Source organism: Mesorhizobium sp. NFR06 (assembly GCF_900115245.1).
Lineage (GTDB): Bacteria > Pseudomonadota > Alphaproteobacteria > Rhizobiales > Rhizobiaceae > Mesorhizobium.
On the sequence record NZ_FOVT01000036.1, the window covers coordinates 1 to 16,782 of the forward strand.

General features: G+C 61.2%; 11 protein-coding genes and 2 pseudogenes. 9 read left to right on the forward strand and 4 right to left on the reverse strand.

The window, feature by feature from the left end; genetic code table 11:
* Positions 1 to 225: 225 nt before the first annotated feature.
* Positions 226 to 3,561: an AAA family ATPase gene (locus F3H96_RS30195; protein ID WP_149805270.1), complete on the forward strand. Its 3,336-nt coding sequence runs from the start codon at positions 226 to 228 to the stop codon at positions 3,559 to 3,561.
* Positions 3,562 to 5,341: 1,780 nt separating this feature from the next.
* Here F3H96_RS30195 and F3H96_RS30205 read toward each other — a convergent pair.
* Positions 5,342 to 5,762: pseudogene (locus tag F3H96_RS30205) on the reverse strand (transposase); the annotation flags it as partial.
* A gap of 87 nt (positions 5,763 to 5,849) precedes the next feature.
* On the opposite strand from F3H96_RS30205, the gene F3H96_RS30210 reads away from it, so the two are divergent.
* Both F3H96_RS30210 and F3H96_RS30215 read left to right on the forward strand, forming a co-directional pair.
* Positions 5,850 to 7,172 (forward strand): epoxide hydrolase family protein, encoded by a 1,323-nt coding sequence (locus tag F3H96_RS30210; RefSeq protein ID WP_149805271.1) that lies wholly within the window; start codon positions 5,850 to 5,852, stop codon positions 7,170 to 7,172.
* Between the two features lie 105 nt (positions 7,173 to 7,277).
* Positions 7,278 to 8,348 (forward strand): tyrosine-type recombinase/integrase, encoded by a 1,071-nt coding sequence (locus tag F3H96_RS30215; RefSeq protein WP_149805272.1) that lies wholly within the window; start codon positions 7,278 to 7,280, stop codon positions 8,346 to 8,348.
* Positions 8,349 to 8,387: 39 nt separating this feature from the next.
* Here F3H96_RS30215 and F3H96_RS30220 read toward each other — a convergent pair whose 3' ends face one another.
* Complete coding sequence (locus F3H96_RS30220; protein WP_244620226.1) at positions 8,388 to 8,570, reverse strand: hypothetical protein; 183 nt, start codon at positions 8,568 to 8,570, stop codon at positions 8,388 to 8,390.
* A gap of 533 nt (positions 8,571 to 9,103) precedes the next feature.
* On the opposite strand from F3H96_RS30220, the gene F3H96_RS30230 reads away from it, so the two are divergent.
* A complete protein-coding gene (locus F3H96_RS30230) occupies positions 9,104 to 9,295 on the forward strand; it encodes a hypothetical protein (RefSeq protein WP_149805275.1) in 192 nt (63 codons plus the stop codon).
* A 95-nt stretch (positions 9,296 to 9,390) separates the two neighbouring features.
* Here F3H96_RS30230 and F3H96_RS30235 read toward each other — a convergent pair whose 3' ends face one another.
* A complete protein-coding gene (locus F3H96_RS30235; RefSeq protein WP_188131605.1) occupies positions 9,391 to 9,630 on the reverse strand; it encodes a hypothetical protein in 240 nt (79 codons plus the stop codon).
* Positions 9,631 to 9,738: 108 nt separating this feature from the next.
* On the opposite strand from F3H96_RS30235, the pseudogene F3H96_RS30925 reads away from it, so the two are divergent.
* The 5 genes and pseudogenes from F3H96_RS30925 to F3H96_RS30265 form a co-directional block, all read left to right on the forward strand.
* Positions 9,739 to 10,204 (forward strand): annotated as a pseudogene (locus F3H96_RS30925) (helix-turn-helix domain-containing protein); the annotation flags it as partial.
* Positions 10,205 to 11,053: 849 nt separating this feature from the next.
* Positions 11,054 to 12,436, forward strand: a complete 1,383-nt coding sequence (locus F3H96_RS30250) for a hypothetical protein (protein ID WP_244620227.1) — start codon at positions 11,054 to 11,056, stop codon at positions 12,434 to 12,436.
* A gap of 185 nt (positions 12,437 to 12,621) precedes the next feature.
* Positions 12,622 to 14,412, forward strand: a complete 1,791-nt coding sequence (locus F3H96_RS30255) for a DUF1963 domain-containing protein (RefSeq protein ID WP_149805277.1) — start codon at positions 12,622 to 12,624, stop codon at positions 14,410 to 14,412.
* A gap of 346 nt (positions 14,413 to 14,758) precedes the next feature.
* Positions 14,759 to 15,214, forward strand: coding sequence for a MucR family transcriptional regulator (locus F3H96_RS30260; protein ID WP_149805278.1), 456 nt, complete (start codon positions 14,759 to 14,761; stop codon positions 15,212 to 15,214).
* 795 nt (positions 15,215 to 16,009) lie between these two features.
* Positions 16,010 to 16,318, forward strand: a complete 309-nt coding sequence (locus F3H96_RS30265; RefSeq protein WP_149805279.1) for a hypothetical protein — start codon at positions 16,010 to 16,012, stop codon at positions 16,316 to 16,318.
* Positions 16,319 to 16,459: 141 nt separating this feature from the next.
* Here the strand turns inward: F3H96_RS30265 and F3H96_RS30270 are convergent.
* Positions 16,460 to 16,782: transposase (locus tag F3H96_RS30270; RefSeq protein WP_149805280.1), on the reverse strand; the 323-nt coding region annotated here is incomplete at its 5' end.

The following is a 16,782-nucleotide window of genomic DNA, read 5'->3' on the forward strand; positions in this document are numbered from 1 at the left end:
CTCGACGGAATAGCGGCGGACTGGAAGGCGACCATCGCCGAGCATGGCTGCAAATAGCCGTCGCTGGATTGAAATGGCTTTTTGCGAGGCGCACGGGTGACGGATTCCAAGCCTCCAATTCTTCGGGGCCGCCAGCTTCGACAGAAACCCGAGTCTACAGCATTTCCCTGGCATCTGAGTTAATATTGCGGCTGAGGGACCCGCATTCAGCCTTGGGAGAGCTGTGTGGACGTCGCCGCTTGGTTGCGAGGCCTCGGCCTCCAGCAATACGAACAGGTATTTCGCGACAACGCGATCGACGCGGAAGTCCTGCCGGAGCTGACCGATGCCGACCTCGAGAAGCTCGGTATGCTCCTCGGCCATCGCAAGCGATTCCGCAAGGCGGTAGTGGGGCTGGGGCCGTCCTCAAGCCATCCCATCGCAAGCACCGATGACATCGCGGCTCAGAGCCGCGCCCAGGAGCTAGGCGCAGAGCGTCGACAGTTGACCGTCATGTTCGTGGATCTCGTCGGCTCGACGGCGCTGGCGACGCGTCTGGATCCCGAGGACCTGCGCGAGATCATGGGAGCGTATCACCGCTGTGTCGCCGATACGGTCGCCCGCTTCGGCGGGTATGTCGCCAAGTATATGGGCGATGGAGTTCTGGTGTATTTCGGCTACCCGCAGGCGCACGAGAACGCCGCCGAGCAGGGGGTGCGCGCTGGCCTCGCTGTCGTCGATGCCATTAGGCGACTCCAAGAGCTAGAACCATTGCGGGCTCGTATCGGCATTGCCACCGGACAGGTCGTCGTAGGCGATCTGATCACCGCCGGCGAAGGGCAAGAGCGCGGCGTCGTGGGTGAGACGCCGAATCTCGCCGCCCGCCTGCAAACTCTCGCCGAACCCGACGCGGTCGTGATCGGGCCGCAAACGCGGCAGCTGGTCGGAGATCTTTTCGAGTATCGCGATCTTGGTGCCGTCGAGGTGAAAGGCTTTCCGGAGCCGATCCATCCCTATCAAGTGGTTCGCGAGAGCGCCGTCGAAAGCCGCTTCGAGGCGCTGCGTGGGACGACGGCCACGCCGCTGGTCGGGCGTGAGGAGGAGGTCGACCTGCTGCAGCGCCACTGGCATCGCGCGAAAAGTGGTGAAGGTCGCGTGGTGCTGCTCTCAGGCGAGCCCGGAATCGGAAAGTCGCGCCTCACCGTCACCTTGCAGGAGCGGATCCAGAACGAGCCACACACCCGCTTGCGCTATTTCTGTTCGCCGCACCATCAAGACAGCGCGCTCCACCCGACCATTGCGCAGCTAGAACGTGCCGCCGGGTTGGAGCGCGACGACTCACCTGAGAGGAAGCTGGATAAGCTTGGCCCCCTGCTTGCCCCGGCCTCGCCGGAGGACGGGGCGCTGCTGGCCGAGCTGCTGTCGTTGCCGACCGAAGGCCGCTTCCCGCCTCTCCAACTGACGCCCCAGCGTAAGAAAGAGAAAACCTTCGATGCGCTGCTCCGGCAGCTCGAAGACCTGGCGCGAAAGGGTCCGGTGCTCATGCTCTTCGAGGATGTGCACTGGATCGACCCCAGCTCGCGCGAGCTGCTCGACCTTGTCATCGAGCGGGTGCCGCGCTTGCCGGTGCTGCTGGTCGTCACCTTCCGCGCGGAGTTTCATCCGCCATGGACCGGGCAGGCACATGTCACACTGCTTGCTCTCAGCCGGCTGGACCGTCGCGAAGGCGCCGCGCTCGTCCAGCGGGTCGTCGGCAACGCAGAGCTTCCAAGCGATGTTGTCGCCGAGATCATCGAGCGCACTGATGGGGTGCCACTGTTCGTCGAGGAGCTGACCAAGGCCGTGTTGGAGGGCGGCAACGCCAGGGCAGTGCTCTCAAGAGCTGGTGCGACGGCGTTGAACGTTCCCGCCACGCTGCATGCCTCGTTGATGGCGCGACTTGATCGCCTCGGCTCAACTGTTAAGGAGGTCGCACAAATCGGCGCGGTTCTCGGTCGGGAGTTCTCCTACGAATTGCTGGCAGCAGTCGCACAGCGAAATGCCGCTGATCTAACTGGCGCGCTGGATCAACTCGTCGGCGCCGGTCTGGTGTTCTGCCGCGGGACGCGGCCACTGGCCACTTACCTCTTCAAGCATGCGCTCGTTCAGGACGCAGCGTATGGCACGCTGCTGCGCGCCAAACGCCAGGACCTACATAAGCGTGTCGCAGATGTGTTGGAGGAAAAGTGGACCGAAATCACTGAAGCGCAACCCGAGCTCCTCGCGCACCACCTTCAGGAAGCTGGGGATTGGGCGGCCGCGGTCGATCACTGGCAAAAGGCGGGAGAGGCCGCCCTGGCCAGAGCGGCCACTCGTGAAGCCGTGTCGCACTTTAGCAACGCTATTGATTGCAGCACGAGACTTGGCGATGTCTCCGGCGGCGCCGAACGGATGACACATCTCCACCTTGCGATGGCCAATGCCTTGATGCAGGCTGAAGGGTATCGTTCTGAGCGCCTTGGGAAGACGCTTGAAGATGCACGTGTTGCCGCCGCGAACACGGCATCGGTCGAATTGCAATGTGACGTTGCGCTTTCACTCGCTCCATTTTTTTATGCCACTGGGCGCAATCACGATTATCTGACCCTGGCCGACGAGCAGCTCGCAAACGGTGCCGATCGCCTTCCAACGGCCTATCTGAGTGGTCTTTGGGCAACAAAGGGGATCGCTCATTCCAACCGGGGAGAAGAGCCGCTGGCAGCGGAGGCCTTGCGAAAGGCCTTAGATCTGATTGATCGGGTTGACCCAAGTCGTCGCATTTCGTTCGCCGGTGCAGATCAACGTGTGTCTGCCCAGGAATATTTTAGCGATTCGCTGATGATATTGGGTTTCTTTGATGCTGCAGTCGAAGAGAAAGAGCGCCTGATGCGAAATTTTGACCAGCTCGATAAGCCCTTCGACCTCGCGTGGCATCTTCTCGTGCAGTGCCAATTGTGCGCGCTACTCGGCCAATACGAAGAATTACTCGATAACGCTACGAAGATCGTCGAGATTTGCGAACGGCATGGCTACACGGCGCGTCGAAGCAGCGGCATTAGGTGGCGTGGCCATGCCCGCTCGCATCTAGGTGATCTGGATGCCGGCATCGATGACGTCCGGGAGAGTGTGGTTCTTTGGCGTGGGCAGGGCGTCGTATTTCATACCCCTGAGAAAGCATGCGAACTTTGTGATCTTCTCCTGCGGGCCGGTCGCATCGAAGATGCATCGCAAATGCTTGATGATGTCGATACCCTCATTTTCGATACGGACGAGGCAAGCTATCTAGCAGAATGTATTCGCCTTCGTGGGCAAATAGCCGCGGGCCGAGATGACCTGACCGGAGCCGCGCACCTATTCGAAGCAGCAATTGCCACTGCCCGTCGGCAGCAAGCGAGACTCTTCGAGCTTCGCGCCGCAACGCAACTAGCACCAGCTCTGGCACGTCAAGGTCGTGTCCATGAGGCCGCGACGCGTCTACAAGCGGTGGTCCACACATTTAACACTAGGTATCCAATCGTCGACCTCATCGCGGCACAAAGGGCGCTGGACGCTCTGAGCGGTTGAGATCGCACCCATCTACGTCGGTTCCGAGACAACGTAGCTTGCGTCGATTTGATGCAAGCTTGATTCATTGCGCACCCGAGACGCGCCTTCGTCCGTTTGGACTGGAATGTAACGGAATGGTTGAGATGAGACGTTCACGCTTATCCCGCTTAAGTCCGAACATGGCGCAACTGGGACCTCTACTATGGTCCCGAGCGATGTCTGCTTCCAGTCGGTGGCAAAGCTGGCCTCAACGGCCGACATTGGGCGCATACCAGACATTCAGTAGCTGACGCACCGCGCCTCGGTCGCCTCATCCCTTCCACATCGTAGAGCGGAGAACGGCCTGCATATGCTCCGCCGGGTCGAGTTCACCGCGCGCCTCGATCTCTAAAGATACCGAGCCTTGGCCAGGCGGTCCGCTTCCCCCACCGCAGGGTAGCCGCAGATGGCGAGCAGCGCCCTCTCCTCCTCCCGACTGGCTTTGTCGGAGTCGCTGCTGCCGCCGCTCATGTCATGCAGAGCCTCACCGAACGCAGCATAATTTGTGCGCCTCAATCAGCGCTCGCAGACTATCGGACGGTCCTCGGTCTCGACCTAGCGGTTCAATACCGAGCGCCGTCGCCGCGCCTGTCGAGGCGACGACTGCGCTGCCAGAGCCGAGGAGCAAGGCGCGGCGGTTGGATCCTAGACGTGGCGAACTCTCCCATTTGCTTTGATGGCGATCAGGCCAGTGACGTAAAAGGAACCGTAACACGACGCTTTGCGCATTCGTGTCAGCATGGAGCGACACCTGGCGGCGCTAGCACGGCTGGACGGCGCGCAGCGCATCTCGGAGATACCGCACCGAACGCCTTGCGATGGAAGCTTCGATTTGGTGGCGGACGTGTCGCGACCGGCGCGCCTCCATTGGGCCGTGAGGTCTATGCATCTGCAGTGCGGAAGATGGCAACGGCCGACAAGCCTGCGCTCGGCCGCCATCCTACGGCCGACGCGGCAACGTCGCTGTCGGGCAGCGGGGAAGGGGGGCGCGGCAGACGTGCCGACTGTCCATCGCGAGCCACCGCTGGCCAGTTCAGCGAAGGTTCTCACGTTGACTATGCTCGTTATCAACCGACGAGGGGCTATCTCAGCGGGTCGTCGCTGACCACGCTCCCCTTCCCGGCCCTACCCTCCTTAAGCGTCGGCAAAGCCGCCGCACATTGCGTTAAGCCTTGGAAATGGCTGAGAAATCGCGATTCTCGGAATGCGCGGTAAATTTGCGCACATTGCAAAGTCATCTTCTAAGCTGTTGAAAAACAAACGACACAACCGTAGCGCAATGTGCGCGCTTTTATCCTGCCATCTTAATCGGTGGTGCTTCAGATGACCTTTCTTACATCGTCATTCCTCTTCAATGATACGATAATACATGAATCTATGCTCTGCGCTACGATTCCGCTTTTGGGCGTCGAGTTCCGATGCGCCGTGCAGTCTTCCGCGCTCTGCGACGGGGTAGTTGCGCTGCTTATTTGCAGCTCTCGAACCGTCGTGGCGCACTCTTCCATCGGACTGACGGAGCAGCGTCACAAGCAATCGAGCGCGGTCCGGCCGTCTCATCTTCGGCACGGCCGCAGGCAGGATAACGTGCGTTCCGTCGTTCCTGGTCTGCATCGGTCCTCATCCGCCGGAGCGGATCTCCTTGTTCAATTCACGTCCGTCAGAGTGCGGACGTGATGCATTTCAACTGCCGCCACACTGCTCGTCGATGTGCACCGAGAAGCTTGTGGGCCTTGCCATGCGCGCGCGCTGCGGCGTCGGCCTAGCCCGCGGCCGGATCGCCGACGTAGAACGTGCCGTCGCTCCAGATCGCGTGCATGATCACCGCCAGCTTGCGCGCTACCGCCACACAAGCCTTGCGGTGGCAGGGGCGTTTGGCGATCTCCTTGCCCCAGCTCTTGACCTTGTCCCTGCCCTTGAAGCGCGTCATCAATCCCGACGCCGCCTCATAGAGCGCGCGCCGCACGTCTGCGTCCCCGGCTTTCGAGATGCGTCCCTGAATGTCGATCGTGGAGCCGGATTGCCAGCGTCGCGAGGTCAGCCCGAAGTAGGCGGCGACATCGCGCGAACGGCGGAAGCGCGACGGGATCGTCGATCGCCGTCATGAACAAGAGCGCCGTCACCGGACCAACGCCGGGGATCGCCATGAAGCGCCGGCACGGCTCGCTACGCGCAACGACCTTCCGACGAGATCGTGCGGGCGGCGAAGCTGGCCGACGCATCGCAGTTTCACTAGTATGGGAGCGGGCTTGTAAACAAGGAGGCCGAACATGATAACAATCTCCTCTTCACCCACCCGGCGCAGCGTCCTCGCAGGATCAGCCGCAACTGGTGCCGTCAGCTTGTTTCCAATTCATTTCGTCGCCGAACGCACGCAATCGAAGCAAGGAGGGTCCCCGCTTCGTACGACCAAAGCCGACGCAATTCTTCCCTTCAGCGTCAATGTCCGGGGCGAAGACCTTGCTAATCTCCACCAGCACCTCGCGGCCACACGCTGGCCCACCAAAGAGCTCGTTGAGGATCGGTCGCAGGGTGTGCAACTGGCGACGCTGCGGGCGCTCGCCCGCTACTGGTCGACTGAGTACGACTGGCGCAAGTGCGAGGCACGGCTGAACGCGCTGCCACAGTTCACGACCGTGATCGACGGGGTGAAGATCCATTTCATTCACGTCAAGTCCCGGCATGAGAACGCACTGCCGCTGATCATGACGCACGGCTGGCCTGGTTCGGTCATCGAACTCCTCGATACCGTCGGTCCCCTGACTGACCCGACCAAGAACGGTGGCACTCCCGACGATGCATTCCACCTGGTGCTGCCGTCCTTGCCTGGCTACGGCTTCTCGGGTGAGCCGACCGAACTCGGCTGGGACGCCGCCCGCATCGCGCGTGCGTGGGCGGTGCTGATGGATCGCCTCGGCTACACGCGCTACGTCGCCCAGGGTGGTGACGTAGGGGCGGCAGTAACGGATGCAATGGGGCGCCAGGCGCCCACGGGACTTCTCGGGATCCACGTCAACTTGCTCGCGGGTGTGGCGGCCATGTCCGACAAGCTGCCGGCAGAATCCGAGAAGGAACGAGCGGCGCAGAAGGCGACCGCGACGTTTAGGGCGAGTGGCTTTGGCTACTTCCTGGAGCAGTCGACGCGGCCACAGACGATCGGCTACTCCTTGCTGAATTCACCCATCGGGCTCGCGAGTTGGATGCTCGACCATGACACGGACAGCTACTACAAGATTTCCCGAGCGTTCGTGGCGGGTAAGCCTGCGGGCAATCTCACCCGGGACAGCATCCTCGACAACATCACGCTCTACTGGCTGACGGGCACTGGGACCTCGGCCGCACGGTGGTACTGGGAGGCCGGACAGGCCGCAGCCCGCGCGGCCGGCAAGTCTCCACCGGTGGTCGCGGTCCCCGTGGCATTTACGACGTTCCCGGGCGAAATCTTTGCTGCGCCCCGAAGTTGGGTCGAGATTATGTACCCCGGCCTCGCCTACTTCAGCGAAGCCGAACGTGGCGGACATTTCGCCGCCTGGGAGGAGCCGAAGCTGTTTTCAGAAGAGGTACGCGCAGCCTTCAGATCATTGCGCAAATGACGGACCAGAGGTTCAACGCCAACGATGTTGAGCATGCGCGTCACATTGTAGGTCAGCGCACACCGCGCCAACGAGATCGAGCATGACAAGGACTGGCAAGCCAGAATGAAGGCCGTCGAGGCGCTTGTCCGCAAGTACGTTCCAGATTTCGACAGCGTCGACGACGACGACGATGACGACGACCTCCCCGATTTCCGCCCAACTGAAGCGGACACCGCATTGGCGCGCGCGCTGCTGCTGAACCCATCGGGTACGCCAGCCCCGACCCTTGAGGACGCCAAGAGGCTCTATCTTAAGGAGCGAGTTGGGGACGACGAGACGAAGCAGATGGAGCTTGAGCGGGTCTTCAAGCTCGTCATGGAGGCACTTGGCAAAGACCGCAAGCTGGCAAGCCTCAAGCGCGAGGACGCCAAGGACGTTCGCGATCACATGCTCGCTGGGCGCAAAGCGTCTTCCGTTGACCGCTACCTGAACGTGGTCCGGGCCGTCATCAATCACGCCATAAGGGAATTTGACTTAGCCGGCGCCACCAACCCCTTTATGAACTTGGAGGCTGCGCCGAAGGACAGGGCAGAGCCCGACAAGGACAAGCGTCGCCCATTCACCCTGGATGAGGTTGCAGCCATAACCGCCCGCATTGCCTACCATGCCAAGACGGACCTTCGGCACATTTGGACAATTCTAAATGGAACCGGGTGCCGCCTCGCTGAGGTTTCGGGCCTTCGTGTCGCGGACGTACACCTTGACCACGCCGTTCCGCACATCACGGTCGAGTGGCATGATGACCGCCGGATCAAGAATAAAGTGTCACGTCGCAACGTCCCTCTGATAGGCGACGCTCTTGAGGCCGCAAAGGAAGCCGTCACGGCCGCCGGCAAAGCCACAATGCTGTTCCCTGCCTATGGTCGACCCCGTGGTCCCGCGTCAGCCTCCGCTGCCCTCGGAAAGCATGTCCGCGCCTGCGTGTCTGATCCTAAGGCCACCACACATTCGCTTCGTCACCTGATGAAAGACCGGCTGCGACTGGCCGGCGTCACCAAGTCGGACCAAGACATTATTCTTGGACACTCATCAGGCAGCGTCGGGGAAGACTACGGTGGCGACGAGGTGCGGCTTGCGGTGGCTGGGCGGGCGCTTGAGAAGGCGCTTGCCTCAGTGAGCAAATCGGTTTCGTGACGGTGCTACTCTTGCACCGTATCGGAGATGAAGACGCGATCAATCTCGCCCTCTGAGTACTGCGTCGCGAACATCGAAGGCCACGAACAGCGCCGTTTCGGTGGCCCCCTCAACGATCATCCTGACCAGTTCGCAGTCGGTCTCAGACAGATCGGGATCGAGTTTGCGAACCGCCGCAATGGTCACCTTCACGGACACTATGCCGCCGGGCTGGTAGCTCATAAGGGCTCCGCGAACCAACGCCCTGGCCGTGTGCTTTGCGGGCCTCGTAGGCGCTTGAACGTCCATCTCATCCTCCGCGAGAGACAGAACCCAAACGCACGATCTTGTGGCGCACTTACTGGAAAAATCAAGGTTCGAAAGCGTACACTAGGTCCCCTTACGTTCTCCCAGGGTGTGGCTTAGGGGCACAGGTACTCAGTAGTCCCTGACTTGGGGCAGTAAGACCCCCCTCCTCCTCGGCTGCCAGACGGAATGCATCCCTGACAGCATCGGGCTCTCCACGACCAGTCATGACGTTGATGCACTGGTTGACCGCAGGCTGCCATAGCGGGCCTCTGTTGGTCCACTGCAGTAGGCACTCGCCGGCTGCCTCGGCCGAGTTGACATTGTAGCGGAGGGCTTGGCTTTCCCTTATGGGGACCGGAGGGGAGAACCATGAGAGCGCCATTAGAGGTCACCGTTGGAAACCCGCCGCACGACGCAACCATCCCCATACGACCCCGTTGACCTTCGGGCTACTAGATGGTGCGGCTATGGCCGACAAATATCAGATGCGGCAGAGCGACGATGGCTTGTGGGAAATCATCGAAGCCGCCACTGGCGAGATCGTTAAGCTAGCAAATGTGCCGCTGTCAGGCCTCGATCAAGAAGCTGCGACAGGTGCGCTAGATGTGCTGCTTAATGCGATCCTCGCGCCGAATGGCAAACCCACGGATGAGGACTGAGCCATTTCCATGGAACCGATTCCATCCGCGCAGCCCGGCCTCATAAAAGGCGATCAGGTTTGCAGCCACCATTTCGGCCTCCTCGCTTTGGCGAGCTATCCCGCGCCGCGCACAGATTTGACCGAGGTTGAGACGTCCCAGCCGGTTGGACCGTTCCCGAGCCTTATGTCCGTTACGAGTGCACCAACGCGCTCCGGGTCACGGTCGAACGTCGCCAAGGCATCGGCCCCCTTCGTGACGCCGATGACCTCGAACCCAGCCTCTTCGAGAGAGTGTTCGACATCCATAAGAACGATGCTCTCGTCCTCGACGAGCAGAACGACGTTCGGTGGCACCCGGGACCCCATGCACAACCGGCCCAACGGCGGGCGCATATCTTAGTTCCGTCCCGGCAATATCATTTGTTAATTCGGGCGGAATTTTTGGGGGAAATTTCTGAGCGGCGGCTGCTCAGGGATAGCAAGCCCGGCGACATCCTGCTCACGGAACAGGTCGACCGCCTGAGCCGCCTGTCGGACAAGGACTGGGACCAGCTCAAGCGCGAGATCAAGGACCGAGAGGTCAAGGTCGTGGCGCTGGACTTGCCAACTTCGCACATGATGCTGAAGTCCGAGGACGCCTTCACCGGGCGCATGTTCGACGCCATCAACGGTATGCTGCTCGACATGCTCGCCGCTATCGCCCGCAAGGACTATGACGACCGACGCCGCCGGCAGGCTCAGGGGAACAAAGAAGGCCGAGGGGCGCATGAAGGGGCGGCCGGAGGACGCAGAGCGCAACGAGGCCATCATGAACATGCTTCGGAAGGGCCAGAGCTGGAACACCATCGTGAGAGCCACAAACTGTTCACGCTCGACGCTTGCAAAGCTGGCCAAGCGCCTCGAAGGAACGGCAGCCGCCGCAGGGTGACTGGACGCCCTTACCCACACCACGGGCGGGGCGTCGGCGGGCAACTCGTCGACCCGCAGACAAACGGCACGGCCAACCCCTCTGACACCAACACATCCCCAACATCGCGGCCATCGGCAAAGAGGGACCCGCAGCTTCGCCCGTAGTTGCAGGCGCCAGTGCCCTCTGTCCCCGGCGGGCAAGAACACGGAACCATCTTCAGTTCCAGCTTCGCGGCAGCAACCAGCTCTTTGAGGCGCGCCTTCGCTCGACGCCCAAGGTCTCCCTCAGCGTCGCACCTTGGCTCGATGCTTTCGGGCGCGTTGAAGCCGACCAACCGGGTTCCCTTCGCGGCACCACTGAGCCGAATGGTATCACCGTCCGTGATCGTGAACTGGCTCCTCGCCAATGGCTTCAGGCTTCCAGCGTCTTGCAATGCGGAGCCGGGGTCGCGTGAGAAGGTAGTATGCGGGTGGGGGACGTAGGAGTAGACGAGGGAACCGACGACCAAAGCCAGGGCGAACCCAAAGGCTCTGGCAAACCGGCCGGCCAGATACCGGGTTTCGCGCACAACCGGGCTCCGTCGGCGACGCGGTCTCCAAGTTGGTGACTGAGACTTGTTCGGTCGTGGCTGCGGTGGTGCGGGGCTGCTTGGCGGGACGTAGCCGATAGCCTCGAAGAGCTTGGCGCGCTGCTTGTCGGTCAGCCTCGTGTTGGGGCCGTACTTCACAAGACGGGCGTGAATGTCGACGAGGAAGTGTCTTTGCCATTGGCTGAGGCGACCGCCAGCCAGCGCAATCTCGATGCGGACCTTCAACTCCTCAGGTTCCAAAGTGAATGCCCCCCGGCCTCACAGACAGACCCACTGCCTTGCCTCCGGCAAACGAGGTCGAAGCCCAACCTATCATCACACCGGGGACAGGCACAGCCCGCGCTCATTTGCCTCTGTCGCTAGCCTCGCTTATCGCGACCTCAGATGACGAAGATGACGAACGCGATCGTCCTTTCAATGCCTATCGGTTCGCTTCATCGGACGACGCCAAGGGCATTGTAGCGGAAGCCATCAGGTTGCTCCTGAACTACGAGCAGCGTGCTGGGCTGACGAGCAACAAGCGTCGGGCCACAGACCAAGAAACCTTCGACCTCACGGTAGATGCGATCCTTTCCGACCTGATGCATCATCACCTCGTGGACTACCCCGAGGGAATTTATGTCACCCGCTCTAACAGGGTCTTGGGAATGAAGAGCCGGTATAGGCCGCGAGCCTACAGCAAGGTCTTTCCGCGCATCCTGGACCTCCTCGCCAAACCCGAGCTGGGCTATGTGCGTCAGGATAAGGCCGCTCCGATACCTGGCGCTTCCAAATCGACGGTTATTCGACCGGGTCCGACCCTGCTGACACGAATGGATGACGGCGACATCGATACGGACGACCTCGACGAGCATCCGCACAGTGAGACAATCATTCTCAAACGACTGAAGGACGCTGGCGACTATTGGGATGAAGGGGGGCTGGAGCAGTACGTCGACACCCCTACCACACAGCGTTACCGTCACGAGCTTGATACGATCAACCAGTGGCTGGCGGCGGCCGACCTGAGGTACGATCCTCTGGGCATTCTCGGGCCACACACGGCTTTCGACATCCGAGACAGACGGTTGCGTCGTATCTTCACCCAGGCGCGGTTCGACAGTGGCGGCAGAATGTTCGGAGGCTTCTGGCAGCAGCTACGGAAGCACGAGCGACGGCAAGGGCTCAAGATCGCAGGAGAGAAGGCCGTGGAGCTGGACTACGGTCAAGTGGGCGCCCGCATCCTCTACGGCATGGCAGGCCACCTCCCAGCCACCGGCGACCTCTATCAGATGCACGGGTACAACCAGCATAGAGATGGCATCAAGAAGGTGATGAGCGCCATGATATTCGCTGAGGCCTGGCCAGACCGCTTCCCCAAGGGCTCCAAGACGCTGTTTCGCAAGACCGACAGGATCGGCGAGGTGCTCGACGCCATCGAAGCCAAGCATCCACTAATCAAAGATCATTTCCACAAGGGTCTTGGCCACGACGCTCAGTTCATCGAGAGCAGCATTCTTGTGGACGTTCTCCTTAGCCTTCGCGCCAAGGGGATTGTCGCTCTGCCGATCCATGACGCGGTGATGGTTCCATCCTCCAAGGTGCTGGTGACTAAGGAAGTCATGCTCACTGTGTCCAAGGCCCATGCCCATGTTGAGGGCACTGTTACGGTTGAAGGCTGAGGGATGGGACTTTGTCCCTGTACAGGTCCTATCAACCTTCATCTGCTTGCTAAGGCCACCATGACCACCCCCGGTTTGGGCGGCAACGAATCCGGTCGAGTGCGACAGGCTGGACTTGACGTCGCAGCCATACGATCTTCGGTGCGGGGTCACTTTCGACGCGACAGCTCGTGGCGGGGACACAAATGCTCGATGCCATCCTTACCTTCGTCGCCACGTTGTTAGTCGCGGTATTCGCGATGATAATGCTGCTGGCCGGCGTCGAGACATGGAACGGCGCGATGATCGAGCCGCTTCTCCTGCGCCGAACGCTCCTGCTTCTCATCCCGATAGTAGGGATCGGCCTGGCGTTTCTTCAGGCTCGCCGCAGCCTGCGTAAAGCTCGAACGAAACGCGAGGCGGCGGATTCTCGCGAGAATGCCCGCGCGGCCGGGCGGGCTCGCCCTGCCGCGGACCTCGCTCGCCCTCGCACCAAGGCTGCCGGCGGCGACGTCGCCGCAAAGATGGCGGCGGAGTCCCAGGCGCAGGCCAAACGCTCCGACGATGCCCACAAGGCGAAGATCCGCGCGCATGTCAAGCGCAAGGCACCGCCCACCAGCGATGCCGACCGCGCGGCGATCGCGCTCGCCTCGCGCGCCGGCCTTGCCATCCGCCACGTATTCCCGCCGCGCCACCCGCAGCGCTCGATGAGCTTTTTCGGCGGCGTGCCGCTGGCGCCCGACGATCTGGACTGGCCGATGGTCCACAACCGCAAGGGGCTGCTCGAGCCGCTCACCTTCATGGGCCAAGTCGACCTCGGCGCGCTGCCCGACGGGCCGGCACGCTCGGTGCTCCCCGCGCACGGCTATCTTTATTTCTTCGCGCCGATGTCGGGCAATTTCGACGTCGATGCGAGCCACTTCGTCGTCCGCTACGTCGAGGGCAAGGCCCGCAAGGACTGGGGTCCTCAGCACAATCCCGGATTTCTGGAGCCGATCGACGGCGCCGAGAACGCCCGCTACCGACATCCCTGGCTGACCTGGCACGACAAGCCGGAGAAGGTCTATCCACGCTTCTATCCGCGCATCGAGATCGAGCTCGGCTGGTTGGAGGACGTCGCCGAGGTGCAGGAAGGCGATCCGGATGCCGGCGACGGCTTCCCATGGGAGGTCGCCAAGCAGCGCCGCCGCCAGCAGCTCGTCGCGTTTCACGGCGCGCCGGTCTCCTGGAACAACGCGCTCTCCGCGCACGACAAGCCCACGGACCGGCTCTGGATCCCGTTCGAGGGTTTTCCGACCAACCGCCGGACGGCGGAGGTCCTGCTGGGTTACCTGAAGTCATACATCAAGGAGGAGACCATCGGGATCAAGGCTCGGCTCGACACCCTGCCGGCAAGGTTCGAGGACCCGGAGGGGTCGCGGCTCTCCGCCCTGCTCGAACGCTACGCGCAATTCGAAAAGGACCGCTGGCGGATTTTTCAGCTGGCAACGACCGGAGAGGCCCAGCGTGGCAAGGCGCTCGACGAGAACCAGCGGACCGACCTCCTTGCTCTGCTCGAGGAATTGCGCGCCGGCGCGCTGCCGGAAGGTGTGCTCGAGCGCTACTATATACACAAGCGCTTGCCTATGGTGCTGAACGACTGGATCGCAAGGGCGGCGGTCGAAGGCGCCGAAAGCGCGCTCGCCGATCCGGAAGGGATCGCGCAGGTGCCCGACGCTGTCGTCGAGGCGCTCCGCTACCGGCACAGCGTGCTGCGCGATCCAGACTTCAGCAAGAACGGCTCATACGCACAGCACCAGATGCTGGGCCGCGGCGTCGCCATCCAGGACGCGGCCGAGTTGATGGCGCCCGAGCACATCCTTCTGCTCCAGCTTCGCTGGGACAATGCGCTCGACTGGCACATGGGCGACGCCGGCGCGGCGCAATACTGGATCCGTCCGGCCGACCTAGCGGCGCGGCGCTTCGAGAACACCGTGCTCACCTTCGAGAGCCACTGAAGCGAGGGTGTCTTCCGCGGGCGCTGGTCGGCCCGCTGGACAGCCGGCGATAACCGGGTGGGGTTAGATGGCATTCAGCGTAGAATGGCTCAGCGAGGGCCTGCGCTTCAGTTCACCGAAGGAAGAGCCAGGTTGGATCGTCGTACCGACCGGTGGATTCATCTACGCAGCCGCCCTTGTCGGCGATCCAAGAACCCCAGGCGAATTGGATGCCCTCTGGAGAGCTTGGCCTCTGCGAGAGCCATCTCACAGCTTCCGCTGGTGGGATTTATCTCGGCATCGCTCAAAATTGCGGTATACGACAGATGCATGAAGCGAGCTTTATCGGTATTGTAGGAGCGAATACTTGAGCGATCAAAACGAAGCCCAAACGGCCGATCTCGTCGGGCTGACCGCAGACATTGTCTCTGCCTATGTCAGCCAAAATCCACTTCCCGTTGCCGGGTTGCCAGATCTCATCGCGTCGATTCATTCGTCACTGACGGGCCTTAGCCAGTTGAATGCGGCCAAGCTACCGAAGCAGGATCCAGCTATCAATCCGAAACGGTCGGTAGCGCCGGACTACATCATTTGTCTGGAAGACGGGAAGAAATTCAAATCGCTAAAACGGCATCTCTCGGTACACTACGGACTCTCTCCGGATGAATACCGCGAGAAATGGGGATTGAAGCCGGATTACCCGATGGTTGCGCCGAATTACGCGGCTCAAAGATCAAGGCTCGCAAAGGCGGCGGGACTCGGACGCAAACCACAGCCTACGCCAGCCAAAAAAGCTCCTGCCAAGCGCAAGTCCAAGGCTTAGTGCGGCAAGCTGCCGGAGCGTCCCACCTCGGGCACTCCTGTTTGACCAAAGCGATCCATGGGCCACGTTACCTTATCCCAGGCGATCTTCGACGTTTGCGTTCTCGACAGAGCGTCGCCGATAGCAAAAGAGTGCCTTCTCGATAGTGGGTCTCAAGATGTCGCGGTCCCCCGCTACCAAAACCTATCTAAGTTATTGAAATCACACATCAAATGCTGATATATGGCAGCGCTTCGTCCGAAAATCGTCGATGATTTCAAGACCGAACCTTTACTTTTGTGGTGCCGACGGCGTCAAACGGGCATTCTTGTGGATGTTCATTCGGCCCTCCGGAAATCACTGAAGCTTTGACAACCTCAGCTTTCCCGGCCCGGGCCGAATGGACAACCTCCTGAAAGCTCACAGCTAGCGTTTCCTCCCAACGAAGAGCGGGTCGCCGGCCGCAAAAGTGTTCAGAAGATGTGGCAGGGCTGGATCGATGCAGGATTGACTGATCTGACCCTGAAAGCGGCGCAGGTCGAGGAGAGTGGCAATCTCGCCTATGAGGAGGCGCCTACTCCATCAAGATTCCCGGTAGTGATGGCAAGACCAGCGAGGAAATCGGCAAATACATCGTCGTTTGGAAGAAGGGCGCCGACGGCGAATGGCGGCTGCATGGGGACATTTGGAATGCGAACTCTGCTAAGAAGTAGAGGTATCACTCCCGTTCCATTGTCTTGACGCCACCCGGGCGGAACGAATGCGTTCGCCCGCTGTTGTTGTGACGAAGGGCATTCCGCCTTCGGAGCAATTCCCATGAAGTTTGTGATTTTGAGCGCTTTGGCGCTGACCTTTGCTATGCCTGCAGCGGCGTCCGCAGCCGAGGCCTACGTGGTCATCAAAACCCACCATAAGCACCACAACACCAGCCAGGATAACACTGTGATTAACGAAGACGGTCAGCGTTTGCATCATCGGCACCATGGTCAGCTCGCATTCTATGACCAGTGCCAGCGCACCTGGCATCGGCATCACCGACACAATACGGTCCTCGTCGTCAGCTCCGTTCCGACCCGTCACGTCCACAGACCCCATCCGGTCGTGATTGAGAACAACGGCTACTGATCTCGCCTCTGCGGCCCGGCTTCTCGAAAGCGAGAGTCGGGTCGACCATCTTCCGGCTGGCGCCGCGAAGGAACCAGGACGCGGTTGTCTCCTCATGGAACTCGCATTCATCGCTAGCGCGAAAACTAGAGCACGTCCTGTTTAATCCGGTTCATATCCTGCGGCTTTGAAGTAGTTGGCACATTCGACTGGGGTGAAGAGGTCGACGACCGCGCCGACCGCGTCCCACAGAGCCTTGATGGTTCTCTCGGCCTTTGCTCGCAACAGCGCCTTGAGTTTGGCGAAGGCGTTCTCAATCGGATTGAAGTCGGGACTGTAGGGCGGCAGGTAGAGCAGGCTCGCGCCTGCGGCCTCAATCGCGTCGCGCACGCCGGCGGCCTTATGGGCGGGCAGGTTGTCCATGACGACTACGTCGCCATCCGACAATGTCGGGACCAGCACCTGCTCGACATAGGCCAGGAACA

Coding starts and splice junctions, on each gene's coding strand:
- F3H96_RS30210 (WP_149805271.1), top strand. CDS start 5,850: ATGATAACAATCTCCTCTTCACCCACCCGGCGCAGCGTCCTCGCAGGA.
- F3H96_RS30215 (WP_149805272.1), top strand. CDS start 7,278: ATGAAGGCCGTCGAGGCGCTTGTCCGCAAGTACGTTCCAGATTTCGAC.
- F3H96_RS30220 (WP_244620226.1), bottom strand. CDS start 8,570: ATGAGCTACCAGCCCGGCGGCATAGTGTCCGTGAAGGTGACCATTGCG.
- F3H96_RS30230 (WP_149805275.1), top strand. CDS start 9,104: ATGGCCGACAAATATCAGATGCGGCAGAGCGACGATGGCTTGTGGGAA.
- F3H96_RS30255 (WP_149805277.1), top strand. CDS start 12,622: ATGCTCGATGCCATCCTTACCTTCGTCGCCACGTTGTTAGTCGCGGTA.
- F3H96_RS30265 (WP_149805279.1), top strand. CDS start 16,010: ATGAAGTTTGTGATTTTGAGCGCTTTGGCGCTGACCTTTGCTATGCCT.